Origin of the sequence: Jannaschia sp. M317 (assembly GCF_025141175.1) — a bacterium.
GTDB lineage: Bacteria > Pseudomonadota > Alphaproteobacteria > Rhodobacterales > Rhodobacteraceae > Jannaschia.
This window is the reverse complement of record NZ_CP081157.1, coordinates 77,940-102,338: the sequence shown is the minus strand read 5'-3', so window position 1 is coordinate 102,338 and position 24,399 is coordinate 77,940. Positions and strand designations below refer to the sequence as shown.

The 24,399-nt window shown below is 66.3% G+C and carries 26 protein-coding genes; 18 read left to right on the top strand and 8 right to left on the bottom strand.

Features of this window, described 5'->3' with window-relative positions; translation table 11 throughout:
• Window positions 1–131 precede the first annotated feature (131 nt).
• The gene (locus K3551_RS19025) at window positions 132–371 is read left to right on the top strand and encodes a type II toxin-antitoxin system Phd/YefM family antitoxin (protein ID WP_259919996.1); all 240 of its coding nucleotides are present in this window, start codon (window positions 132–134) and stop codon (window positions 369–371) included.
• A gap of 10 nt (window positions 372–381) precedes the next feature.
• Complete coding sequence (locus K3551_RS19020; protein ID WP_259919995.1) at window positions 382–786, top strand: type II toxin-antitoxin system VapC family toxin; 405 nt, start codon at window positions 382–384, stop codon at window positions 784–786.
• 7 nt (window positions 787–793) lie between these two features.
• On the opposite strand, the gene K3551_RS19015 is transcribed toward K3551_RS19020, so the two are convergent.
• The 3 genes from K3551_RS19015 to K3551_RS19005 form a co-directional block, all read right to left on the bottom strand.
• A complete protein-coding gene (locus K3551_RS19015) occupies window positions 794–2,914 on the bottom strand; it encodes a type IV secretory system conjugative DNA transfer family protein (RefSeq protein ID WP_259919993.1) in 2,121 nt (706 codons plus the stop codon).
• A complete protein-coding gene (locus K3551_RS19010) occupies window positions 2,898–4,625 on the bottom strand; it encodes a relaxase/mobilization nuclease domain-containing protein (protein WP_259919991.1) in 1,728 nt (575 codons plus the stop codon). Before K3551_RS19010 ends, K3551_RS19015 begins: the two co-directional genes overlap by 17 nt.
• Window positions 4,626–4,746: 121 nt before the next feature.
• Entirely contained in the window at window positions 4,747–5,319 is a 573-nt protein-coding gene (locus K3551_RS19005; RefSeq protein WP_259919989.1) for a helix-turn-helix domain-containing protein, read from the bottom strand.
• Window positions 5,320–6,033: 714 nt separating this feature from the next.
• Here K3551_RS19005 and K3551_RS19000 point away from each other — a divergent pair.
• Both K3551_RS19000 and K3551_RS18995 read left to right on the top strand, forming a co-directional pair.
• Window positions 6,034–6,834 (top strand): ParA family protein, encoded by an 801-nt coding sequence (locus K3551_RS19000; protein WP_259919988.1) that lies wholly within the window; start codon window positions 6,034–6,036, stop codon window positions 6,832–6,834.
• Window positions 6,831–7,544, top strand: coding sequence for a hypothetical protein (locus K3551_RS18995; RefSeq protein WP_259919987.1), 714 nt, complete (start codon window positions 6,831–6,833; stop codon window positions 7,542–7,544). The genes K3551_RS19000 and K3551_RS18995 overlap by 4 nt, the downstream gene beginning before the upstream one ends.
• Here K3551_RS18995 and K3551_RS18990 read toward each other — a convergent pair.
• From K3551_RS18990 to K3551_RS18970, 5 genes are all read right to left on the bottom strand, one after another.
• A complete protein-coding gene (locus tag K3551_RS18990) occupies window positions 7,541–7,957 on the bottom strand; it encodes a hypothetical protein (RefSeq protein ID WP_259919986.1) in 417 nt (138 codons plus the stop codon). The genes K3551_RS18995 and K3551_RS18990 overlap by 4 nt on opposite strands.
• Window positions 7,958–8,150: 193 nt before the next feature.
• Window positions 8,151–9,359, bottom strand: coding sequence for a replication initiation protein RepC (gene repC, locus K3551_RS18985; protein WP_259919985.1), 1,209 nt, complete (start codon window positions 9,357–9,359; stop codon window positions 8,151–8,153).
• 283 nt (window positions 9,360–9,642) lie between these two features.
• The gene (locus K3551_RS18980) at window positions 9,643–9,852 is read right to left on the bottom strand and encodes a type II toxin-antitoxin system Phd/YefM family antitoxin (RefSeq protein ID WP_259919984.1); all 210 of its coding nucleotides are present in this window, start codon (window positions 9,850–9,852) and stop codon (window positions 9,643–9,645) included.
• An 81-nt stretch (window positions 9,853–9,933) separates the two neighbouring features.
• The gene (locus K3551_RS18975) at window positions 9,934–10,644 is read right to left on the bottom strand and encodes a hypothetical protein (protein ID WP_259919983.1); all 711 of its coding nucleotides are present in this window, start codon (window positions 10,642–10,644) and stop codon (window positions 9,934–9,936) included.
• A gap of 40 nt (window positions 10,645–10,684) precedes the next feature.
• Window positions 10,685–11,014, bottom strand: coding sequence for a hypothetical protein (locus K3551_RS18970; RefSeq protein ID WP_259919982.1), 330 nt, complete (start codon window positions 11,012–11,014; stop codon window positions 10,685–10,687).
• Window positions 11,015–11,302: 288 nt separating this feature from the next.
• Here K3551_RS18970 and K3551_RS18965 point away from each other — a divergent pair, with 288 nt between their 5' ends.
• From K3551_RS18965 to K3551_RS18900, 14 genes are all read left to right on the top strand, one after another.
• The gene (locus K3551_RS18965) at window positions 11,303–11,941 is read left to right on the top strand and encodes a lytic transglycosylase domain-containing protein (protein ID WP_259919981.1); all 639 of its coding nucleotides are present in this window, start codon (window positions 11,303–11,305) and stop codon (window positions 11,939–11,941) included.
• A complete protein-coding gene (locus K3551_RS18960) occupies window positions 11,941–12,234 on the top strand; it encodes a TrbC/VirB2 family protein (protein WP_259919980.1) in 294 nt (97 codons plus the stop codon). Before K3551_RS18965 ends, K3551_RS18960 begins: the two co-directional genes overlap by 1 nt.
• Window positions 12,235–12,292: 58 nt before the next feature.
• The gene (locus K3551_RS18955) at window positions 12,293–12,568 is read left to right on the top strand and encodes a type IV secretion system protein VirB3 (protein WP_259919979.1); all 276 of its coding nucleotides are present in this window, start codon (window positions 12,293–12,295) and stop codon (window positions 12,566–12,568) included.
• Entirely contained in the window at window positions 12,558–14,924 is a 2,367-nt protein-coding gene (locus K3551_RS18950; protein ID WP_259919978.1) for a helicase HerA domain-containing protein, read from the top strand. Before K3551_RS18955 ends, K3551_RS18950 begins: the two co-directional genes overlap by 11 nt.
• On the top strand, window positions 14,921–15,073 hold the full coding sequence (locus tag K3551_RS18945; RefSeq protein WP_259919977.1) for a hypothetical protein: 153 nt from the start codon (window positions 14,921–14,923) through the stop codon (window positions 15,071–15,073). The genes K3551_RS18950 and K3551_RS18945 overlap by 4 nt, the downstream gene beginning before the upstream one ends.
• Before the next feature lie 4 nt (window positions 15,074–15,077).
• Window positions 15,078–16,172, top strand: a complete 1,095-nt coding sequence (locus K3551_RS20010) for a lytic transglycosylase domain-containing protein (protein WP_311199808.1) — start codon at window positions 15,078–15,080, stop codon at window positions 16,170–16,172.
• Entirely contained in the window at window positions 16,162–16,995 is an 834-nt protein-coding gene (locus K3551_RS18935) for a type IV secretion system protein (RefSeq protein WP_259919975.1), read from the top strand. The genes K3551_RS20010 and K3551_RS18935 overlap by 11 nt, the downstream gene beginning before the upstream one ends.
• On the top strand, window positions 16,992–17,483 hold the full coding sequence (locus K3551_RS18930; protein WP_259919973.1) for a hypothetical protein: 492 nt from the start codon (window positions 16,992–16,994) through the stop codon (window positions 17,481–17,483). The genes K3551_RS18935 and K3551_RS18930 overlap by 4 nt, the downstream gene beginning before the upstream one ends.
• Entirely contained in the window at window positions 17,483–18,505 is a 1,023-nt protein-coding gene (locus tag K3551_RS18925) for a type IV secretion system protein (protein ID WP_259919970.1), read from the top strand. Before K3551_RS18930 ends, K3551_RS18925 begins: the two co-directional genes overlap by 1 nt.
• Window positions 18,506–18,509: 4 nt before the next feature.
• Window positions 18,510–19,163: a virB8 family protein gene (locus tag K3551_RS18920; protein ID WP_259919968.1), complete on the top strand. Its 654-nt coding sequence runs from the start codon at window positions 18,510–18,512 to the stop codon at window positions 19,161–19,163.
• Entirely contained in the window at window positions 19,160–19,891 is a 732-nt protein-coding gene (locus K3551_RS18915) for a TrbG/VirB9 family P-type conjugative transfer protein (protein WP_259919965.1), read from the top strand. Before K3551_RS18920 ends, K3551_RS18915 begins: the two co-directional genes overlap by 4 nt.
• A gap of 1 nt (window position 19,892) precedes the next feature.
• Window positions 19,893–21,407, top strand: coding sequence for a TrbI/VirB10 family protein (locus K3551_RS18910; RefSeq protein ID WP_259919963.1), 1,515 nt, complete (start codon window positions 19,893–19,895; stop codon window positions 21,405–21,407).
• Window positions 21,407–22,414 carry an ATPase, T2SS/T4P/T4SS family gene (locus tag K3551_RS18905; protein WP_259919962.1) on the top strand — a complete coding sequence of 336 codons (1,008 nt, stop codon included), beginning with the start codon at window positions 21,407–21,409 and terminating at the stop codon, window positions 22,412–22,414. The genes K3551_RS18910 and K3551_RS18905 overlap by 1 nt, the downstream gene beginning before the upstream one ends.
• A gap of 327 nt (window positions 22,415–22,741) precedes the next feature.
• The gene (locus tag K3551_RS18900) at window positions 22,742–24,391 is read left to right on the top strand and encodes a murein L,D-transpeptidase (RefSeq protein WP_259919959.1); all 1,650 of its coding nucleotides are present in this window, start codon (window positions 22,742–22,744) and stop codon (window positions 24,389–24,391) included.
• Window positions 24,392–24,399 lie beyond the last annotated feature (8 nt).

The following is a 24,399-nucleotide window of genomic DNA, read 5'->3' as shown; positions in this document are numbered from 1 at the left end:
TGTCAGGCGCTGTTCGAGCGTTCAACTTTTCTATTATTACATAATACGGATTACATATTTAACTTGGTCAAGTCTTGACCAACTCCTCCCTAGCGCCCTATCTTGCCTTCTGCAGAACTTTGGAGGCCGCCATGCCCACCGTCATCAAGACCGGCGAAGCCAAGACTCGGCTCAGCGAGCTCCTCGCCCGCGTTGAGGCCGGCGAAGAGGTCACGATTGCGCGTGGCGACGTGCCCGTGGCGCGGCTGGTGCCCGTCGCGCGGACCGGCGACGCGCGGGCCGCGGTGGCTGACATCCTCGCAGCGCGGGCGGGCCTCAAGCCCACCACCACCGACGAGCTGATTTCTTGGCGCGACGATGGCCGGCGCTGAGGCGGCACACGTGAGTCTCATTGTCGATGCCTCCGTGGCCGCCGTTTGGGTGCTGCCAGACGAGGACAATGCCGCAGCTGACGCGATCCTGCACCGCGTGGCGGCCGAGGGCGGCGTCGTACCCGGCCTCATCTGGCACGAGTTGCGCAACATCCTCCTGATGGCCGCACGGCGTGGACGCTTGCCCGAGGCCGAGATTGTTCCCTCACTGCTACGTCTGCGCCGTCTTCCGCTGGAGGCGGTGGACATGGGCGCGGTCGGCGACGCGGGCATCGTCGCCCTCGCCACGCGACACCGCCTGACCGCCTACGACGCAGCCTATCTCGCTCTGGCCCAGACCCGTGCCCTGCCATTGACGACGGCAGACCGCGCGCTCCGGCGCGCCGCCGACGCGGAGGGCGTCGAACTCGCCTGACAAGTTGTCAGGCGTCTTCGTCGATGGCCACACGACGCGCCGGAGGTCGGCGACGTGGCGGTTTGGTCGGGATGATCTCCGGGACAGGATCAGGGCCCAGCTCGCCCGTCAGCCCTGACACGTCCTCAGCGACCGCGGGCTCGGCTTGGTCGATTTGTTCGCCAACGCCGACGTCATCGCTCCTAACCGGCGGCGCGCGCCGTCCCTTTGGTCGCGCCCGCGCCCGGTCGCCTACTGCGGCGACGCCTCCCTTCGCTTCGGCCGCGAATTCCGCGCCGTCAACCAGGTCGAGGGCGGCGCCCGCCTCCTGCCCCTCCGACAGGAACGCGCGCATCTTGCGCGGCCGGGACGGCGCCGGGACGGTCGCGGGCGGGTACGGCAGCGGATGGCCCGCCCGGGCCGCGTCGATGCGCTTGAAGTGCCGGTCGGCGTAGTGGGTGATCCGGTCCGCCAGGATCGGGTACTGTCCCTCGGGGAGGATCAGCACCTTTGACGTGTCGAGACGCAGCGTCTCGGACGGGGAGACCAAGGGCCGCTCCTCGGAGCGCCGCGAGACATTGCCACTCTCGTCCAGCCTCTGCACCGCCCCCTGGCTGCGGGTCTTGGCGACAATGGTCGTCCTCCCAAGCGCGCTCGAAAGGACGTCCGCCGTTCGGTCGTCCTGGGGCGTCATGTAGATCTGCACGCCCGCAGCCGCGAGCAGCGCGCGCCGGTCAGTCTCGCCGTAGACACTCTCCAGCCCGGGGATCGACTGCGTGACGATGAAGAACCGTCCCCCGTAGGAGCGGATGGTCTTGAGCGCCTGCAACACGTTGGGCTGGCGGCCGAGCTGGTCGAACTCGTCGAGGACGAACATAACGGGATGCGGCTCGCCCGGACCGGGCTGAGCGCGTTGCAGCGAGGCGATGGCATCGGCGAAGAGGAGCCGCACCAAAGGCGCAAGCGTGCGCAACTCCTCGGGCTGGATCGCGATGTAGAGCGTCTGCGCCTCGCGCCGGAACGAGGCGAGGTTGAAATCCGACGCGCTCGTCGCCCGGTCGACCGCCGGGTCGAGCCAGAGTTGCAGACCCGCGCCGCGGATTACCGACACGTAGCTGTCGAGGATCTTGTCGATCTGATCGGCCATGCCGAGGAACACCTCGCGCACCACCGCGATCCCGGTCTCCTCCGCAATCAGGCGGTAGCTCTCCTTCTTGGCTCCGCCGCCATTCATGATTCGCAGCGCCTCGCCGATGGTGGGCGTGCCGGTCTCGATGGCCCGCAGGCAGGCGACCACGAAGAGCGACCGACCGGCCTGGAAGAAGCTCTCGGCGTCCTTGGATTCCACCGACAGGAACAGGTCCGTCATCGTGTTGATGGCGGTGAACTGCTGCTCGGTGGACGGCAGCGCCGCAATGCGCGCCAGCGGGTTGAAGCGGTGCGTGCGGGTCCGGACCTCGCCCCCCTGCCCGTCCTCGCCATCTTCATCTCCCACGTCCGATGCGTCGACGTAGTCGAAGGGCGAAAAGTACCACACCTTGTTGCCCAAGGCTCTCGTCCGGTGGATCGAGGTCGTGGCGAAGTTCTCTCCCTTGACGTCCAGAACCACGGCGCTGCCGCGGAAATGCATGAGGTTGGGGAACACGAAGCCGACGTTCTTGCCCCGCCCCGTGGGCGCGATCATGATCGCATGCGGAAAGCGGTCCGGCGTGGCCGAGACGAACCTCCCGGCCTTCTCAGGCCGCCCGAGTTTACCATAGAGGAAGCCGCCCCGGTCGAGCCCCGAGACCATCCGGTTGCGCCGCATCTCGCGCACCGACTGGAAATGCGCGTCGTCGTAATCCGTCAGCCCGCCGCGCCAAGCGGAAACGAGGCCGAGCGCCGCGAGTACGACCATCGGGCCCAGCGTGAGCATCCAAACCGAGCGCAGCACTGCCGGGTTGGCTTCGAGCTCGTCCGTCGACCATCGCAGGAACCACGGCTCCGCGAAGGCAAAAGTCTCTAGCGGTTCGCGCAGCATCGTCATCGCGGCCAGCGTGGCGAGCGCCAGCCCCAGCACCGCGCCACCCGCAAGCCCGACCGCGGCGGCCAGCGGGTAGCGCCAGCGGCTCTCCATCGACGTGATCATCGGATCAAAGCTCCAGTCCATGCTCCGGCGCCGTCCGGCTCCGCGCCTCCTGCGCGCGCGCGGCCAAGTCGAACACCATCATGCGCTCACGCGCCGCTCCCACGGTGGCGCTGTCTCGCGCCTCTGGTTCGGCGTCCCAGCCGGCGGCGGCCAAAGCGGTCAGCTCTGATCGCACGACGTGACGCAGGCCGGGATCAGCGACGTGATCAGACAGCGCACCCCCCTGCCCCGCGACCACCGCCTCCGTCTTCTCCTCGCCCATCTCGCCCTGCACGGCGCGAACGAACTCCCGAACCACGTCGACTTCCGCAAGGCGGGCCGATGCGGACGCGGTCGACAACGCGGCCCGCGCGACTGGCTCGCGCAGCTCGGGCGTCATAGCCAGCTCGGCCGCCGCCCGCACCGCTGCGCCTCGCGCGGCTTGCTCCATCGCATCCCAGGCCGCGCGCTCTTCGCCTGCGGGACGCCCCGCCTCGATCGCCTGCGCGCTTCGGCTCGGCCAGGCGAAACGTGCCGCCACCTCCTCGGCCGTCACCTCGGATCGCTCCAGCAGCGACGCATGCGGGGTGAGCGCCACCTCGACGCGGTCCTGGAGAGCATTCAACGCACGTTCCGCCGATCGCGTCGCCTCCCCCTGCCCGTCCGCGAGCGTGCGCAGCGCGTGTATCATGGGAACCGAATGAACATCCGTTCCGCGCGATAGCGGCTCGTGTCCGGCCAGCACATTCTGACCCAGCACCGCCTGCACTGCCTCGGCCTTCGCGGCGAGCAGATGCTCCAGTTCCGCCTTCTCCGCACAGCTTTCCATGTCCCGGATCGCCGTCCAAGTCCGCTCGGCCTCGCGTTCCAGCGCCTCACAAGCTGCCGTCAGCCGCGCTGCCGGATCCCGCTCCGCCAAGCCGACCGCCTCGAACCCCGCCATGATCATCTCCCCTCGTCCAAGCGCATCCGCCGCCGACCGCGCGGCCTTAGAAAGGCGCTCCATGAATCCATCCTCATCCGGGCCCGCGAACCCCGCGACCTCCGCCAACCGCGCGTAGTCCTCGGCAAAGCCGCGCACGACCTCGAGCCGCGCATCGCGCTCCGCCTCCGCCATCCCCGCCATGAATGGCGTTCGTCCCTCAAGGTGCGCGGCTGGGATATCGGCTTGTCGCGGCGCATGCTCAACGATGCCGCGGCTGAGCCGTGATGTGGCGTTGAGCGCCAGTCTGTGCTCGGCCGCTACGGCAACGTGCAGCTCGCGCATCAGATCGTAGGTGATCTCCGAATGACGACTGATCGACAGGAACCGTCCTTCATCCATGCCGACCTTATCGACGATGAAATGCGCATGCACATGCTCGGTATTGGCATGTAGTGCAGCCACGTAACGGTAGCGGTCCCGATGCTCGCCGCTTGCGAACAGCGTCTGGCCCCAATCACGCGCGATGGCCTCCGCGACCTTGGGATCGGTGTTCTGGGGGAAGCTTAGGATCAGATGGTCGGTATGGCCCCGCTTGGGCGCGCCGGCCCAAGAAGCCGACCAATCCGCGACGATGGCCTCAACGCCCTCGGCCTCCAGAGATCGATCCACGCCGATCTGGTTACTCCATGCCGACATCCGGGCCTCGTCGCGCAGCACGTAATCCGCCTGCCGCCGCAGCTCGGCCGGCGTATGGCATCCACCTTGCGCCACCCGCTTCACCACGCTCTGCGGCACCCGCAGTACGTTTCCGGCTAGACCTGCAGCCAAGCCCCCTGCCCCGCCACGCCCGCTTCCGAGCGCGCGCGGCCCACGACCGTGGATCCCGCGGGCGTTCCGTCCCAGTCCGAGCAGAACCTCGCCGATCACCGCATCTTGGACGGTCCCGCGGTCAGCCATCGGTCTCGACACCATTTGGTCGTCGACTATCTTCAGGGAGCGTCGCGCCGATCAGCTCGGTACGCACGAAGGCGCCCCGCATGGACGCCGCCCGCAGCGCCTGGACGGCCCGCGCGACCTCCTCCGTGCGCTCCGATAGACGCCCGACCAGCGCAGCGTCGCGCGCGTTCCAGCGCAGCTTTCCGACATGACCGAGGCGCAGGAGTTGGACGAGGTTGCGTGCCAGCGCGTTCAGTTCGCGTGACGTCCGACCCAGTTCCTCGAGTTCGTCCGCCCTAAAATCAGCAACTCCGGCCGACAAACGGATCATCCGGCGCAGCATGTCGGACGTCGTCGTCCCCGCTTCGTCAACCATTGTTGCGAAGGCGTCTGCTTCTTGGGGCGTCACCCGAGCTTGGATGATCCGACCCTTGGACGTCCGATCCGAAGCGACCGCACATTGACGGATGCGCGCCACCGTTTGCCTGGAGCAGCCGTACCGACGGGCGATCTCAGCATCGGAATGTCCTTCTGAGGCAAGGTTTAGAACCTTCTGGCGGTCATCTTTCCCGAGCCGAGCTGCCATGTCGTCAGCCCTCCCTGCTCGACTGTCCAAAAATGTCATACAAGATACCATTCCTGTCAACGTCCCCCACAGGGGGTCCGTTGCGGCACTTTGGGCCAAGGCCCAAAGTGCCGTCGGGTGCAGCCCGACCCATCAATCATCCAACAACGCGCGCCGCAGTCATCTGGCATCGCTCAGAAAGCTTCAGCATGGCCTAGAACGGGTCGCACAAGGCTATAACAAGTCGAGACTTAATGCCTCATCAACGATGGCTCTTGATCTACCCAGCAAGCGCTCTCGGTATCGGAATGCATACTTTAGTTATGACACTATAATGTCCCGCGTCCAACATACTGCATCCTTCATACTGGATTTTTGATACCGCTTTCCGTCATTCCACGTCCAGCGTAATGCATACTACCTATCGCGCGGATAGTTCCGACATAATGCATCCTTGCATGTGCTTTCCCAGCGTACGTTTACATGATTCTTGCGCCTTGGATATCACATTCATACGTCGCGTTTTCCGATATCTAATATATGCATCCTGCATACCTGTGTTTTTGGTAACGGGTACATGTGTGCCACACTACTGCATATTGTCAGGTTCCATCTTGTCATCTTGCGCGGCAGCAGAAACACTTCCTGCACAACGACGGCACACATCGGAGCGACACGTATCAGGTCATCCGGCGGAAGTGCTGCACACATACAGGCATAGACGAGGCTCGCACCATGATTACCGTCACTTCGCTGTCCACCAAGGGCGGCTCCGGAAAGACCACCTTGATACAGATGCTCGCATCGGGCGCGCTCGCGCGCGGACTTCGGGTCCATGCTCTTGATGGAGATACCGACCAACAACTGACCGAATGGAGAGCGAAGTCGGACGCTGCGGACTGGAACGGGCTAACCCGCGTTTCCTGGCCCGAAGGACTCACGATCGGTCCGATCCCAGATACTGTCGACGCGCTCTATGAAGCGCTCAACGGCTGGGAGGAGGAAGGGATCGATCTCGTGCTGATCGACACCCGGCCAGGCGAGAATCCCGAGACAGAGAACCTCGCCCTCGCAGCCGACATGATCATCGTTCCAGCCGTGCCGACGCAGAGCGACTTCGTCGCCGTGCAGAAAACGCTGGATTGGATCGACCGGATGGCCGCAACCTTGGCCGAGGGTTTTCCCGAACCATTGCGCGGCGTGGTGATGCTGAACGCGCCACCCAAGGCGATGGCTCTCGTCACTGCCGCCAACGAGGCGGAGCTGGCCCGCGCGCGCGACAAGGTCCACGCTCAGGATCTGGAAGTCTACGAGGTCGTCAAACGCATGCCGATGCTGCCCACGCCGGTCCCAACCAGTCAGACCTTCCGGCGCATGCCGTTGTCAGGGCCTCTGACGGTAGTCCGCGATACTTACGCCTCCGATCCGCGCAGCCGGTTGGCTGCCGGTCACGTCAGGGCGGCGCTTGACTATTGCGAGGAGCTTCTCGTCGATATCGAGACCGCTGTGAAGAACCGTGAGGAGGTCGTGGCATGATCAGGAAAGTGCCGCAGAGAACCGGTATTGGCGTGTCCAACGCCGATAGGCACGCGCGTGCAGAAACACTTGCCGTAAGCGCGGCAAAATACATGGAAGCACGCCCGGTGGGGGAGGAGGCCAAGGCGGTGCCTAAAGTTGCAACGGAGACGCCACCACCGCAAACCATTGATGTGGAAGGTCATGCCCAACCTACTTCAAAACCCGAGGTAAAGCCTGAGCCTACGCCGAACTCAAAAGCTGCCCCGAAGGCGCGCAAGCCGCGTCGAACGCGGTCGCGCGCAGTAAAATCGGATTCGGCAGAAACGGAAACGGCAGGGCAGGGGGGTGAAAAGCCGGCCTTCCATATGCGTGTCCTTCTCGCGGACACCGCGCGCATCGACGATATGGCCGAAGTCGCGGGCGTGTCCGTTGCTTACATCCAGAAGGCGTTGCAGAAGGCCGTTCTGGTACGCATGCGCGAGTTGCGCGATGCCGACGACTGGAGCAGCTACACCGATTTAGCAGCGCCGCGACTGGAGGATTCCCGCGGGGAAGGTCCGGCCTTCGGACGCACGACGATGAACCTCTCGGTCGAACAGGTCCGCGAAGTGCACAAGGGCATTCACGACCCCCTGCGAATCCATTCGACGGGGCAGGTGCTCAGCGCCTTCGCCCGCGTTCTACTCGTCGAGGAGCTTGACGCGCTCGAGAAGCGCATCGACGACTAGGAGCAGCGCAAAGAGGGCAGGGGGGACAGATCGAGGGTGAAAGCGTCCCTGGCGGTCACCACCGCGATCCGCCCGCCCTCGCGCATCATTCGAGACATCTCGTTCCAGGCGTCCGGGTCGGACATCGCCTGCGCCGCGACCCCGTCCTTGAGATCGAAGGCGGCCTGCTCGCCCGTCTCTGCAAGAAGCACTACACGATTAGCGTTTCGGTCCTTGGGCATGAGAACGACAATGATGCCCTGAGGCGTCGTTCCATGAACGCGATCCGGGTCGCAGACGACCGTAACCTGACCTGCGTCTGTAGCTGCAATGTAGGTGTCGAGTCCGCGTACTAGTTTCCGGTCCCACGCCATAGCGGCTTGACCAATCACCGGCGTGATAGTTGCCAAGATGGCGATGACGCGCCGGATCATTGTTGCTCCTTCGTTCTCACACGACGGACTACCTTAACACCGACACTACCGGCAAGAGACCAAAGGGAGCCGCCCGATCTGAAAATCATGAAACGCCCTGTATGTAAGTATCCCACAGGTATGCAGAACACGAATACTACCGAATGGGAAAGCCCCCTCGGTCAACCTCCTGAGGGGTACATGTACGAGAAAATTATTCGCGCTTTCGCTCCAGCAGACCAATGAGGCTTCCCAACAGATTCAACTCGCCCGCCTTGTGTCGCCGAGCCATGGCGCGCAGCAGCCCACCGGGTCGTCGAACTGGGGCGGCGGGATGATCACGGTTCGCGTCGATCACCAACACGGCCAACGTAGCAGCCTCATCTCCCATGGTTCCAACGGCCTCCTCCCAAGCCGATGGGCTAACGCCCAACTCGGGAAGTCGACGGATCGCAGCCAGGGTGAAATCTCGCATCCGCGGATCCCGGTTTCGCGTGTCGTAGTCGAGGTAGAGCCGAAGCTCGTCCGAAGCGATCGCTCGCAGTGCTTGAGGCGTTAGTCGATCCAGTCCTGGTTGCACTTGGGGTTCATGCTTGTGCGCCGCCTGATTTTTCGCACTATTTTCTTCTATGTCAGCGGCGGCGTTAGCCGGCGCGTTACAAAATTCAAAGGAAGTGTTAATTGTAGTTTGTATATAGGACCGGAAACTTGTTGCCGTCTGACCGGAAGAATCACGACAACTCTCAAGCAATTCGTCCAAGCGATCGGCTAAATCACCAGCCTTCTCCACATGGTCCGAGAGAGCGTCCAAGGACATCGCGCGCAACTCGGCAGGTACGGGCCACGATAGAAACGTCTCCGTCGCCTCGCGCGCGGCGGGATCTCCTGGCTGCGTCGTCTGCACTTCCATCAGCGCGTCCCTGACCGCCCGGTATAGGGCACTGCGCCGGGCGAGCAGCGCCGCCCGCGCATCCCATTCGGCGCGTTGGCGATCTCGAAGGGCCAGCAGCGCAGGGATCCTCTCGATGAGCGGGGAGAGTACGAGGCCGCAGCCGCCATGCGAAGTGCGCGCGCCGTTGGCCAGCGTACGCCGTTCGATCAGGCCCATGCGCTCCAACCGCGCCTCGTCATAGCGAACGGCACGCTCCGATTTGCCGAGCTCGGACGCCAGCCGCACTTGTCGGGCGTAGCAGACAGGCTCCACGTCCGGACTGGTCCAATCAGAGGGGCGCGTGCGTTCCACGATCTGAAGCAACGTCAACAACGCCGCCTGACTAAGCTTCAGCGCGCGTCGAAGCTCCAGCAGGAGATCGCGGACCTGACTGCGCTGCATGCCTTCGGGCAGCACAGGATGGGGGCCGGACGCATGTACGTCGGCATAAGGGGAGTAGGACGACGCCGTGGTCGCCTGTGAAAATGACATAGTGTTCTCGCCTGTGATTGAAGCGAGGTGGTTGGCAAGCCACACCTATTCACACAGATGCGGTTTTTTCTTGCTTGCAATGTCGGAGGGCTCTAAAACCAATCTTGACTGAAGATCTTGTTCAGGGCGCCAACCCTGGGTTCATTAAGCCCCCCTCGCTTGGTTTCACCTCGCGGGGGGTTTCGCTTTTTAGGGTCTGCTCTCCTCTCTTGACCTTATCTTCGTGGTTCACGGTGGCGTCAGCTCGCAGCCGATCCGCACCGCATCCGGGCCGTCTGCGGTCTTACTCGCCGCTTGCCCGTTTCCAGTCCGCCTCCGGCTCGCCGAGCCGACGCTTCATGGCTTCGTAGGCTTTCGCCGGGACCATATAGGCCATCACCTTGTTATGGTTCAGAACGGCCACGGCCTCGCCATCAGCGCGCGCCATGACGCCGCTCGGGCTTTTCTTGAGATCTGAAACGCTTACTGCAACGCGGGCTTCCATTCTCTGCATGCGCGATTCTCCTCAAGAATGCGGCAAGAGTATTGATATTAGCACCGAATTCAATCTCGAAATGATCCCGCATGATCGCTCTCAGTACTGTATTATCTCATGGTCATGTGTGCCTCCGTGGGCGCGCCATTCTACGGCAACGCCGCGGAAGTAACCCTCGTAGCTGCATGCTTCCTTCCTGCGCGTCGTAAAACCGAGCCAAGCGCGAGATATGGCTTCCGAAACATGTGCATCGCGCCAACTGAAGGCACCGGTATCGTCGTAGGTGCCGATCCGGACACGCTGCCGAAGGCGGCGGCAGGAATGGTCGCCCTCATGGTTCTCATGATCGTATTCATACCAGTCCACATCGTAGACGACGATAGACCGGATAAAATCGAACGCAGGCCCGGACACATCGGCATCGGCACCAGGCGTCGCCCCGTCATAGGAGGCTGGGACTCGCATGAGAGCATCCCGCAGTGCCTGTGCGCGTCCGTCGACCGCGCGAGCCATCGGAACGGGTCGTCCCGACAACTCTGCGACCATCGCGGCGAAGCGCTTGGCTGGATCGCCGTCGCCCGAGGCCGCGCTCATTGGGCAGCGCCAGATCTGAAGGGGCGGCTCGATAGGCCAGGGCGTGATCCGGCGGATGAACTCCGCCTTGGCATGGGCACAGGGTGCCGAGGCGGGCCAGCCTCCCGCGAGGCAGAGCAGTATCGCGCAGTCGACCGCGTAGGCCTCGGCGCGCATGGGTGCGAGGCCGGTTCCCAGTGTCATGACCAACGCGGCAGTTGTCAGCAGTTTGCGCATCGATGCGCCTCCTTCGGTTCGTTTGTCTCCATGGGATCGATCATTCGGGGAACAGGCGGCGATACGCCTTCAATGTGGCCTGCACGTCTGCCCGCATGGTCCGGCCGGCCGCGTCGAGGCAGATGAGGTAGGACTGCGCATCGTCGAAATAGACGCTGTATTCGACACGAAGCTCGGCCTCGTACTCGCGCAGCAAGTCGGGCGACGCGGCCGATGGCGGGACTGGAGGCAGACAGTCGAACGAGGTCGTTTGGGCCCATGCCCATGGCCCACCCGTGAGGACTGCGAGGCAGGCGAGGAAGACCGGCACATGCCGGTATCGTCTTTCCTGCTGTGAAACTCTGGCTCGATCAAGCTGGCGCAACGTCATGTTCTCTTCCCATGAAATCCGGTTCCCCGGCCCCTTGTGTTCATTGTTTGTTCTTAGTTAATCGTCAACCCGGCCCCGACGTCCACTATGTCAGGGGCAATAATCAACCGGGAAGGCGGAAAGCCGAGACCGAGTGGAGCGAGCGGATGGATCGGCTTTGCCGAGACGTCCGCCGGGGACGACACAGCAGGCGTCAGATCGATGACGGCCTTGCTGGCGGCGCGGGTGCGTGCTGCCAGACTCTCCCTGCGCGTTCCGTTCGGTATGTGACTAGGGAGGGCAGGAGCCATGACAAATCGCAGATGCCTGGCCGTCGGAGTCTGCCTCATGGTCATCGCGCTGTCCGGTACGTCGCAGGCCTCGGTGATCGACTTGGGGGCGGACGAGATACCTGGCCGTGTCTCCGGCGCGGTTCTCGATTTCGACCGCCTGCCTGTAAAGAGCACTCGCACCGCGCCTAAGATCGAGTTGGAGGTTACGCACAGCCCTGTGCAACGAAGCCGCCCGGAAATCGAGGGCCTGATCCTCGACGTGGCGCTCGCTCATGCCGGCCACCCGGCACTGCGTCGGGCCGGTCTGACCGCAGGCCAGTGGCACGCCTTCTTCCGATCCAACATTGCCGTGGAGAGCGCGTTTGACCCCACTGCCCGCAGTCATGCGGGCGCGGTCGGGCTGGGGCAGCTCATGCCCGCCACGGCACGCGATCTCGGGGTCGATTTGCACGATCCCGTCCAGAACCTGCACGGCTCCGCCCGCTACCTCCTCGCGCAGGTGGAGCGGTTCGGCAGCCTGGAGCTGGCGTTGGCCGCCTACAACGCCGGACCGGAGGCCGTTGCGCGGCATGCCGGTGTGCCGCCTTACGCCGAGACCCGCGGGCACGTGCGCAAGGTGATGGCGATCTATCGAAGTTCCCTTGGAGAAATGTGATGATGAAACGACCCCCCAAGCTCGCTGCGACCGCGGCGCTGCTCCTTCTCGCCTCGGCGATTCCCGCGCTCGCGCAGGACCTGTCGCCGGTGACCACCATGCTGACCACCGTGGTCACGGCGCTCACCGGCCCGATTGGCCGCGCCGTCGGCATCGTCGCCGTGGTCGTACTCGGTGTCATGCTGATGTTCGGGCGCATCAACGCGGCCACGTTCGGCGGCGTGCTCGTCGGCATGGCCATCGTGTTCGGCGCGGCAACCGTAATCGACGGCTTCGCCGGCGCACCGACCTGAACCCTATAACATGCTTCCCCACCCGGCAGGGTGGGGGACACTTTCGGAGACAATGCCCATGCGACGCACCCCGGTCTTCCTCGGCCTGATGCGCCCCTCGACCTTCCTCGGCCTGCCGCTCGGCTACGGCGTGGCGCTCAGCCTCGTCACCTTCGTGCCGTTGATCGGCACGGGCAGCCTGTGGTGGCTGCTCGTACCCGTGATCGTCTACCCGCCGCTCTGGCTGGTGGCCGATCGCAATCCGCATGTCTTCGATATCCTGCAGGTAGTAACGGCGCGCACACCGCGTACCCCCGGGCGGACGGAGAACGGGGGTGACCGCTATGTCGGCTAGCCTCCGTGGTCACGACCTCCCGCCTGCCGCGCGCGACCTACTGGGCACGCGCGTCCCCCGGCACGAACGCTTCGGCCGACATCTGCCGTATGTCTCGGCGCTCCGCGACGACGTGATCCTCACCCGACAAGGCGACCTCATGGCCTCCATGGTGCTCGACGGTATCGACGGGCTAACGGCGGACGAAGCCGCCATTGACGAGCTGTCAGGCACCGTCGCGCGGATGGTTGGCCAGCTTGGCGAACGCTTCGGTGTGGTCGTGCATCGGCTCGCCCGGTCCGAGCGGGTCGAGCTACCCGGAATCGAAGACGCGCCCTTCGCCGCAGCCGTGGACGGCGCGTGGCGGCAGAGCCTCGGCGCGCGCGATCTCAAGCGCCGGGTGCTGATGCTCTCGGTCCTCCTGCGACCGAGCCTCGCGCATCGGCTGCCCCTCGGGCTGGGCCGCGCCAAGCGCGCGTTCCGCGACGATTGTGCGGCCCGAGTTGCGGAGTTGGACGAGGCCATGGGTCTCGTCATGGGCGCGCTGCGCGAGCGAGGCGCCCGCAGGCTCTGCGTTTCCTCCGGGGAGTGGCTGGCGCTGCTCGCCGCCGTGCACGGGCAGGACTACGCCAATGTCCACGCTGCGCCCGGTGATCTGCTGGCCGAGGCGATGACCAATTTCGAAGTCACGTTCGACGGCGGGCGGATGCGCCTGCACGACGGGGTCCGCTCTCGGGTCGGTGCGATCTTCGGCGTCAAGTCCTACCCGCCCGCCACTTGGCCCGCCATGCTAGACGGGTTGGAGCTTCCCTACGACGTCTGCGTCACCAACAGCTTCACGCCACGGCGCACCGCCGAGACGCTGGAGCGCATTCAGCGCGTCCACCGCCAGCGTGGCGCAACCGAGGACGCAGGCGTCAGCCTGACCGAGCAGTTGGTGGAGGCGGCCGACGAGGTCGCCTCGGGCCGGCTGGTCTTCGGCGACCACCATGCAAGCATCCAGGTCTGGTGCGACGACGAGGCGGAGCTGGAGCGCGCGGTCTCCGAGATCTGGCGCGTCGGTCAGGAGGCGGGGATGCTACTGGTGCGCGAGGGCTGGGCGGCCCGCGCGCTCTACTTCGCGCAGGCGCCGGGCAATTGGGGCTACCGCATCCGGTCCGGCATGATCTCGGCAGACAACTTCGCCGAGATGGCCGCGCTGCACGCCGCAGGCCGCGGCCGGGGCGCGAACGAGTCCCCCTGGGGCGCCCCCGTCACCGGCCTGCCCACCGTCGGCTCGACGCTATACCGTTTCAACTTCCACGAGCGGGGCAGGACGGATGCGGAGCCGAGCGTCGGCCATACCCTGGTGCTTGGCCGGACCGGCTCGGGTAAGACGCTGCTCACCGCCTTCCTGCTCGCACAGGCGCGCCGCCTGAACGCACGGGTGGTCGTGATCGACAAGGATCAGGGGCTGGAGATGGCTGTCCGGGCACTCGGCGGCCGCTACGGCGCCGTGAAGGTCGGCCAACCCACGGGCTTGCATCCCTTTGCCACCGAAACAGACGCGCGCGGCGAGGCCTGGCTCGCAGGCTGGCTTGCCGACCTGCTCGCACGTCATCGCCCGCTGGAGCCCGCTCAGACCACCGCACTGGCCGAGGCCGTACGTCAGATCGCCCGGGCCGAACCCGCGCTGCGCAGCTTCGATGGGCTGGCGAGTCTTGTGGCCTCGACCGACGACGAGGGCGACCTAGCGGGGCGCGTGCGCGAATGGACGGCGGAAGGACGGCACGGCTGGGTCTTCTCCCGCCCCGGGGCGGAGGCCGTTCGCCTTGACGAGGAGGTGATCGGCATCGACATGAGCGAACTGCTCGATCTCGACGCCGAACGTACGGCGCTGCTCAGCTACCTGTTCCGCCGTATCGAGCGCACCATCGAGGACCGCCGTCCGACCCTGATCGTGATCGATGAGGCCTGGAAGATGATGGCCGACCCGATCTTCGTGCGCCGCCTGCACGACTGGCTCGTCACCATGCGCAAGCGCAACGCCTGCGTCGTGATGCTGACCCAGGCGCCCGACCACCTCGCCCGGTCGGAGGTCGGTGCGATCATCGCCGAGTCCGTAGCGACGCAGGTGCTGTTTCCGAACCCCCGTGCCGCACCCGAGGACTGGCGCATCCTTCGCTTGGGTGAACGCGAGGCGGAGATCCTGTCCGAGGGCACGGGCGGGCGCCGCCTCGCCCTGATCCGTTCGGGCGGCGACTCGGTCGTGATCGACGCCGACCTGTCCGGCCTTGGTCCGTTGATGACGGTGCTTGGCGGTGGGCGCACCGGCGAGGAGCGCGCGCCGCACGGATGGCGCATCGATCCCGATTTCTGGAAGGAGATGACCCGATGATACGCATTCTCTGTGCCGCTCTCGCCCTCGCCCTGCTGGCGAGTTGCGGCGTCCCCACCGGCAAGCGCTCGCCCTGCGCCGGTGATGCCTCGCCATCCATGTCCTTCGTCTCCGGGGCCGGCCATGCCTGCGACTTCCAGGACTTCTAGGATCGTGCCGGCCATCGTCGCGGCCGGCGCCGTGCTCGGCGGAGCGGCGTTGGCACAGGGCGTTCCCATCGTGGACGGCTCGCGGCTCGCCCGCGCGATCTCGCGCGTCGCCGAGATGGGCCGCGACGCCGCACGCCAGGCCGACAAGTCGGCCGTGCACGGCGAGCAGGAGGCTTTGCACGCCGATCAGCTCGCGGCCTACGAGCGTTTCCTCGAGGGCGCATCCGGCCCCACCGATCTGTCGCGCTTCGAAGCGTCTGGGCTAGGATGGGCCTCCGCGGACGAGACCTATCCCGTAACCGAGGCGCATCCGGACGCGGATCGCCTGTTCGGCGAGAACGCGGACGTGGAGCGGATGATCATCGCCACCGCGCGGCGCTACGAAGGCCATGCCGGCCTCGCCGCGGCGGGGCTGACCCCGCTTACGTGGCGCATCCTGTTCCAGTCGCTCATCAAGCAGGAAAGCCGGTTCAACAACGCCGCCGTCAGCCATGTCGGCGCGCGGGGCTTCTGCCAACTCATGCCTGGTACCGCCTCCGACCTCGGCGTGGACCCTTACGATCCCTGGCAGAACCTCGACGGCGGCGCGCGCTACATCCTGGCGCAGCTCAAGCGGTTCGGGCGGGTCGACCATGCGCTCGCCGCCTACAACGCGGGACCGGGTCGGGTGATGGAGTACGGGGGCATCCCACCCTTCGAGGAGACGCAGACCTATGTCCGGCGCATTCGGCGCTACTACGACGAATATCTCGGCGTCATCACCGGCGTGGACATGACCGGCAGCCTTGTCGGGGTGGATGGCGCCTCGGCGGCCTGGGGCAACTGGGCCGATGCGTCGGTCGGCTACGGCAACCATCTGGCCGGGCAGGTCGAGGCGTCCATGGGCCGGATGGCGGCACTGCTGCGCGAGGGCCGCTCCGCGACCGCCAAGGAGGCTGTCGATCATTCCACCTACGTTCTGGCCGAACGCGCCCGGCTGATGGCGCTGACGCTGCGCCGACATGCGGCAGCCGTGAAGGTCGAGGCCGCGGGCAACCTCGTGGAGGCGGCCGACGCCTTGGAGACCACGACCTTCTGGAGATACGCCGATGACAGCTAGACGCGCCTTCGCGCTCGGCGCCGCCGTGCTGGCGGCTGCCACCGTCCTTCCCGACTCCGCGCCGCGGGCGCAGGGCGTGCCGGTGATCGACGGCTCGAACCTCGCGCAGAACGTGCAGCAGCTGCAGGCAGCACTTCGGGACGCCGAAGCGCAGCTTCGACAGATCGAGGAGCTACGCCGTCAGGTCGAGCTTCAGGTCGACCAGTTGACGAACCTGGAGGGCATCCTCGGCTCGGTGACGGGGATCAACGAGATTGCACGCCTCTATAATGATGCCAAGGATCTCCGGGATCGGGCAGCCAAGATCGTCGATCTCGACGGACTGGTCGACCGGCTGTCGGTCGGCGACTTCGACGCCATCCGCGACAAGCTGCTCGACGGGCAGGTGACGGTGGGCGAGCTGCGCGCGGCCGAGGCCTTCCGCGGGATCATGGCGAATGCGGGCTTCACCCCGGAGACGCTGGAGGGGATGGCCGCCTCCGGCGAACCAGCGGCGGAACGGATCGCGACCACGGCCGCCGCCAACACCGTGGCGATCGGCGCCTCGCAGATGGCTTACGAGGAGGCGGCCGCGAGCCTCGGCCGCGTCGACGGCCTGGTGGACGCGATCGGCGCGCAGGAGACGCTCAAGGAATCGGTCGACCTCAACACGCGCATGGCGGCCGAGACCAACTTCATGCTGGGGCAGATGTGGCGGCTCAACGCGGCCGCGGGCCTAGCCGGCGCACAATCGGGGCTCGACCTCGCCGCCGAGCAGGCACGCACCCGAGCCTTCTTCGACTATGGCACGGGCCCCACCATCGGAGAGGAGACCGAGGAATGAGACATCACCTTCTGGCCATGGCCACGCTGGCGGCGATCGCCGGACCCGCGGCCGCGCAATCCATGGCGGAGCTGTCAGACGAGGCTCTCCTGGCCGACGTGGTCGCAGCGACAGAGGCGCAGGACGCGGATGCGCTGCTGGATGCCATGGGCGAGGTCCGTGCGCGCGGACTGCTGATGTTCGCCGGGCCGCAGGTCTGCGAGGCGCCGGTGCCGGACACGCCGTTCTGGGAGAACGAGTTCTTCGCCGGGGCGGCCGAGAAGGCCTACCTCGTGGAGGCGCGCGAGGCGGCCGTGGCGACCGGCTCCTGCGGTTGCGTCTACGAGGCGCTGCCCTTCGCGGGGTTCTTCGAGGAGACGTTCGGCAGGGGGCCGGCGGAGCTGACGGACGCGGACTACAGTCGCGTCCGCTCCTACCGGCGGCCTGACTGGAGTTCTGTCGAGCAGCAATACCGCACCTTCAGCGAAGAGCGGTGCGGAGACGGCTGATGGCGGTGATCGAGCAGATCCTCGGCCTCGTAGACGCGACCGTCATCGGCGTGGCGGCGCAGACCTATGATGGTGTGCTGACCGCCGTCCGCCCGGTCGTGGCCATCGCATCGACGCTGACCGTGGCGCTGGTCGGCGCGAACCTCGTGCTGCAGACGGTGCCGCTGACGGTGGGCACCGCCGTGAGCCTCGCGCTGCGGATCACGCTGGTGAACGTGTTTCTCGTCTACGGTAATATCACGGCCGTCTACCTCGCGCTAACGGAGGCGCCGGGCGAGATAGGCGCGGGCATGCTGAGCGCGCTGTCGGGCGCGACCGTCACCAACCTCTACGACGGGCTCGACGACCTCTACCGGACGGCGCTGGAGATCGGCGACGCCATCTCGGAGAGCGGCGGCCTCATAGTCGGCGCCATGGCCGGGCTGCTGATGTTTCTCGTCGCCTCGATCATGGCGACGGTGGCGATCATCGTGCTGTCGGCGGCCAAGATCATGATCGCCGTCCTGATCGCCATCGCGCCGGCCATGGTGGCCTGCACGCTGTTCCGGCAGACCGCCCCGATCTTCGAGGCCTGGGTGAAACTCGCCCTCGGCATGGCCTTCGTGCCGCTGCTCGTCGCGGCCATGGCAGGCTTCACCATCTCAGCGGGCGCGGAAGTGGCGCCAGCCGACATGGGCGGCATCGAAACGCTAAGCGAAGCGCTTTCCTTCGTAGTCGTGATGATGCTGGGCGCGGGCCTCCTCGTGCTGGTGCCGTCCTTCGCGCAGTCGCTCGCCGCAACCAACATCGCCATCGGCGGCATCGCGGCCGACGCCGCCGGGCTGTCGCGCAGGGCGGTCGGGCGCGGCGCCAGCGCGACGGCGCGCCTCAGCGCCGGCACCTTCGAGGGCGCTCGGACCGGCCAGCCGCTACGCGGACCGATGGCGCATTACAGCAACCTCGCCGGCCGGGCGGGCGGCCTCATTGGGCGCGGAGCCCGAGCGGGGGCCGGATCCATGGCCGCACGCATGAAGAAAGGATGAAAAGATGAGCGACTTCGACGTGGATCTCGTGATCGGCCCGCGCCGAGCGGCGCGGACGGCTTGGATCGTCGCCGCCTGCGCCGTTGGCGTAGCGGTGGCCATGGCCGGCGTGATCGTGGCGCTGCTGCCGCTCCAGCGCACTGAGGTCTTCACCGTGCTGGTGGACGGCACGACCGGCGCCGCCGAGCGCGTCTATCAGGTGCGGCCCACCGGCATCTCGGACCAAGAGGCGGTGCGCGAGGCGCTTCTGGTCAGCTACCTGTCCGACCGCGAGGGCTATTTCCGCCCCGGTATCCAGGCCCGGCTCGAAGGCGTGCGCCGCCGCTCCTCGGGACAGGCGCGCCGGTCGCTGACGGCGCTCTGGACGCCCGGGTCGCCGGACTACCCGCCGGACGTGCTGGGCACCGAGGCGCAGGTCGACGTCGCCGTGCGCTCGGTCACCTTCCTCGAGCCGGGCGTGGCGCAGATGCGGTTCACGAAGACGCTCCACCGCCGCCGAGAGGCGCCACGCAGCCAGAGTTTCGTTGCCACGGTCGCCTTCGATTTCGCGCCGCGGCAGGAACGCAGCCTCGCGCGCGTCTGGGAGAACCCGCTGGGATTCACGGTCACCGCCTTCCGCGTCGACGCGGAGGCCATTCGGGAAGGAGGCGGAACATGAGGACCGCGACCATCGCATGTCTCGCGGCGCTGCTCGCCGGCCCCGTTCTGGCTGAACGCGCGCCGGTCACCATGGGGCAGGACGCCCGCGTCCGGCATGTCCACTTCAACGCCTCCGACGTGATCCGCGTCGACACGCACCTGCGGGTGAACACCGCCGTGGAACTTGGCGCGGGCGAGCGGATCAACCAGGTCCTGCTGGGCGACAGCGAGAGCTTCGAAGTGGAGGTCCTGTCGAACCGTCAGACCGTGTCGATCAAGCCGGTCGTGCCGCGCGTCTCGACCAACATGACGATCTACACCAACCGCCGCGCGATCGCCTTCTCTCTGACCGAAGGGCAAGAGCGGCGACCGACCTTTCGCGTGGTGGTGAACTTCCCCGAGGACCGCGCCCCGCAACCTCAGCTCGTCGCCGGTGGTCGCGATCTGGGCTACCGCTTCGCGGAAGGGGAAGGGGGCGAGGAGATCCGTCCCCTGCAGGTCTGGAACGACGGGCGGTCCACCTTCTTCCAATTCCGCTCCGGCGTGCGGCCGGCGATCTTCGGGGTGAATAGCGCGGGCTACGAGGTCACGCAGAACAGTACGACACGTGGCACGGTCGTGCGCGTGAGCGGGGTGCGCGAAAGCTACACGGTCCGGGTCGGCGACGCCTACGTTTGCATCACGCGCACGGGGACCAACTACGTCACGGGGCCCGACGCCGACGCCCTGCGGTCGCGGGAGTTCTGACATGGCGGAGACGAAGCGCGAAGAGATCGAGACCTCCCGGGAAAAGCCCTACGTGGTCGAGCGGCCGCGCCGCCGCCCGTGGGCCGCAGCCGCTCTGGTTGCGGCCGGTGTGGCCGGGGCGGGCCTGACGGCTTGGCCCGCCATCAAAGGCGGGGAAGCTCCGCCGCCTGAGACCTCAAGGGCGCAGGACTGGCAGGAGGAGGAGGAAGGTAGCAGCTTCGGCAGGATCGACATGACGCCCGAACCTGCACTGATGACGGAGCCTTTAGATAGCGGGCCGCCCCGGGACGACCTGAACGCGCAGCGAGAGGACTTGGAACGGCGCAATGCCGAACTGGCGGAGGAGATGGCCGCCCTGCGCACGCAGCTCGCCGAACTGGCCGAGCGCCCACCCGCCGACGACGGCGCCGCGCTTGCCGAGGCGGTCTCGGCGATGCAGGCGCAGAACGCGGAGCTGGTGGCGCAGCTGCAGGCCGAGTTCGACAACCGGCTGCGCGGCGCCGAGCTGGAGGCCGAACAGCGCCTTGCGCGGGAACGGGCACGCCGCGAAACCGAGGCCGCCGCCGCCGAGGCCGAGAGGCTGCGGCGGGAGCAGGAGAGGCAGGCCGCGACAATGCGGCTGGAGGCACTGTCCCGGCAGGTTGTGGCCGTGGAAGAGGAAAACCGCGACCTGCGCGGGCGGCTGGAGGGCGGCATGGACGACATGACGCGCGCCCGGGCGGAGGCCGACCGACAGGCGGCCGCCGAGGCCGAGCGCCGCGCGCAGCTGGAGGCTCGTCGCGCCGAGGCGCAGGCGCTGGCTCGCGCTCAGGTGCAGTCCGATGGCGTCGTGTTCGACGCCGGTGGCAGCACCGCGGGTGTCGCCGCGGCGGGGCAGGGGACACCGGCCCCCGGCGACGCGACCGGTCGGGCCTTCGTCGCGGGGCTGGCCGAGGCCGCACCGGTGGCACGTGCCACGGCCATCGCGAACCCTGCCCGCACGGTCCTGCAAGGCACCGTGATCGAGGCGACGCTGGAGACAGCCATCGACACCGGTCTGCCCGGTCCGGTGACGGCCGTGGTCACGCGGCCCGTCCATGGCTTCGACCATAGCCACATCCTGATCCCCGCGGGCTCGCGACTCTTCGGTGCCTACAGCGCGGACGTCTCGCTCGGGCAACGCCGCGCATTGGTGGGGTGGAGCCGGATCGTCACGCCGGACGGCCAGTCGGTGACTCTCGCGGGGTTCGGCGCGGATACGCAGGGGCGGTCCGGCCTGACGGGGAGGGTGGACTCGCGGTTCGGGCAGCGCTTCGGCTCAGCCGCGCTCCTGTCGGTGATCGGAGTTGCACCGGCGCTCGCCGCGGCGGAGGCGGGTGGCGGGATCGAGGGCGAGGTGGCCGAAAACATCGGCGCGAACTTCGAGCGCACCACGCGCGCCGCGATCGGCGCCTACGCGACCCTCCCGCCCGTCGTCACGGTCGAGCCCGGCGCCGCGATCATAGTGATCGTCGACCGCGACCTGGAGCTACTGTGATGAACGGGGTGGAGTCCGCCCCGACGGACACCTCCTTCCTGCTGGCCTACCTCGCGCCGCTACGCGAGGCGCTGGACGACCCGGCCACCGTCGAGGTGGTCGTGAACCCGGACGGTCTTCCCTGGGTCGAGCGGCACGGCTCGACCCACATGGCGCTGCTGGTCGGTGTGCGCTTCGACCCCGCCCGGCTGCGCGATCTCGCCCGTGCGATCGCCGGCGAGACCAAGGGCCAGATCTCCGCCCGACGCCCGATCGTTTCGGGCAAGATCGCCCTGCCGGACGGCCGCCCCATCCGCGCGCAGGTCGTGCACGAGCCCGCCGTAGAGGCAGGCGCGGCCATCGCCTTGCGCCGCTACCGCGAGGAGCGGGTCGGGCTGGACGCCTTCGGCCTCCTCCATGGCGAACTCGTTGATCTGGCGCGCAGCCGCCGCAATCGGGCCGGTAAGGTCGTGGAGCTGATGCGCCGTGGCGACGTCAAGGGCGCCATGCGCCGCTGCGTCGAGGACCGGCTGAACGTGCTCGTCTCCGGCGGCACCACGACGGGCAAGACGACCTTTGCCCGCGGCCTGCTGGACCTGATCCCGGCCGGCGAGCGCATCGTCACCATCGAGGACGCGTTCGAGCTGTTCCCCGGGCAGCCCAACCGCGTAATGCTGCTGGCCGAGCGCGACGAGGCCTCCGCCCGCTCCGCCGCGCGCCTTCTGGAGGCAAGCCTGCGCCTGCGCCCCGACCGCATCGTCCTGGGGGAGCTGCGCGGCGCGGAATGCGTGACCTTCCTGGAGGCGATCAACACCGGCCACGCGGGCTCGGTCACCACCGTACACGCCGACACCGCCGCCAAGGCCATCGACCGCCTCGCGCTGATGGTCATGGGAACGGGCATCGCCATGACCTACGCCGACGTTTGTCGCTACTGTACGGCTTCCATCGACGTGGTGGTGCAATTGGGGAGGCGGGACGGACGGCGGGGCGTGGAGGAGGTGATGATGGCGGGGGCGGTCGGTTAGAGGCATCCGAGAGCTGGCTTCTACGTCAAGCGAGGTTGATGACCGCTTCGAACCTACAGAGACCAATGCTGCAAAACGCACGAATGGCAGCTTCGGGTGTTCCAAATGGGTCTAGGTACCCGTCTCCTCCGTTCCAAATCGTAGGACCGATCCTGTCGAAACAGATAATCTGTTCCGCGGAACCGTGCTGAGAGCGTGCGATTAGCGCCGAGCAACCATTGTGCAACACATCGAAGATTCGTTTTTGCGAACACAGGATCGTGAGTAAAACCTCTAGTGGGAACAGGTCGTATTATGTCTCGCTGGGAAATTGATTTGGAGACAGAGATGACCATTTTGAGGCTATCAGCCCTTACTTTCGCTGCCGTCATGGCGATATCGGCAGGCGAAAGTCATGCCGCTTCTCCGAATCCGTTCGGAGAGAACCCGGGCTTCAAGATGGCCTTGGCAGAAGACGTCGAACGTGTTGATGACCTCGCAGCCTTCTATCGCGCCCGGAAGTTCGAGCCGTTCTGGACAACGAATGACGAACAAGGACGGAACCGCCTGAGTGCGTTGATCTTGGCGCTCTCTACGGCGGATTATCACGGGCTCCCGATCGATCGCTTCAATCCTGAAGCCTTGCGAACGCGTATCGCGGCCGCGCGAACGCAGAGGGACCGGGGCCGGCTCGAGGTCGAGATCAGCCGAATTTACCTCGATCTCGCACGTGCGCTGTCCTCGGGCCTCACGGTTCCGCGCGAAATCGATCCGGTGACCATGCCGCGTGATGTGGAAATCATCCCTGTCGACGAGCTTATGCGCAGAATGGAGGAGGGAGACCCGGTCGTGGTGCTGCGCGAACTCGCGCCCCAGTCCCCCGAGTACGTCCGCCTGATGCGGCACCGACAAATGCTCCAGGATGCCGTCGATGACGGCGGATGGGGAGCCAAGGTACGAGCGACGCGTCTCGAGCCCGGAGCGTCGGGGTCGGAAGTCGTTGCCCTTCGGGAGCGGCTCCGGGAGCAGGGCTTCCTCGCGAGATCCGTATCCGCGACCTACGACACACAGATGATTGCCGCCGTCAGCAGGGCGCAAGCCGCAATGGGGTTCCGAGTCGACGGCGTGGCAGGCCCAAGAACGATCGCGGCCCTGAACGTCTCCGCCGCCGATCGCCTTGGACAGGTCCTCGTCGCCATGGAAAGGGAGCGCTGGTTGCCAAGAGGCCGTGGCGTGGGAAGGGAGATCTGGGTCAATCTGCCCGACTTCCACACCACTGTGCTGGACGACGGGATCGAGACGTTCCGCACGGTCTCGGTCATCGGTCAGGCCATAAATGGCAAGCACACGCCCGAGTTCTCGGACACGATGGACCACATGGTCATCAACCCGACCTGGTACGTGCCCCGCACGATCGCCGTCCGGGACTACCTGCCGCGGCTCCGTGCGAACCCTTACGCAGCCTCCTACATGAGGATCACCGATAGCAGGGGCCGAGAGGTAAATCGTTCTCGTGGCTTCTCGCAGTACACGGCGCGGAATTTCCCGTTCTCCATGCGTCAGCCGCCGGGGCCAAGAAATGCCCTCGGGTTCGTGAAATTCATGTTTCCGAACGAACATGCGATCTATCTCCATGACTCACCGGCCAAGAACCTATACGAAGAGGACGTTCGCGATTTCAGCTCCGGCTGCATTCGGCTCAAGCGCCCCTTCGAATTCGGTTACCACCTCCTCGCCGCACAAGAGGAGGATCCAGAGGCATTCTTCCAACGCATCCTGCGCAGCACCAACGAGACGCGCGTAAACCTAGTGTCGCCGATCCCGGTTCACCTTGTTTACCGGACGGCATTCACTGATGCACGAGGTGGGCTAAATTTCCGCGATGACGTCTATGGGCGCGATGCAAAGGTACTTCGTGCCCTTTCGGCCGAAGGCGTCGTGGTCGCCCCTTCGGAAACCTCGGGCCGGTTCATCAGTGCATTGGGTCGGAGCCGGTAGCGTTCGGA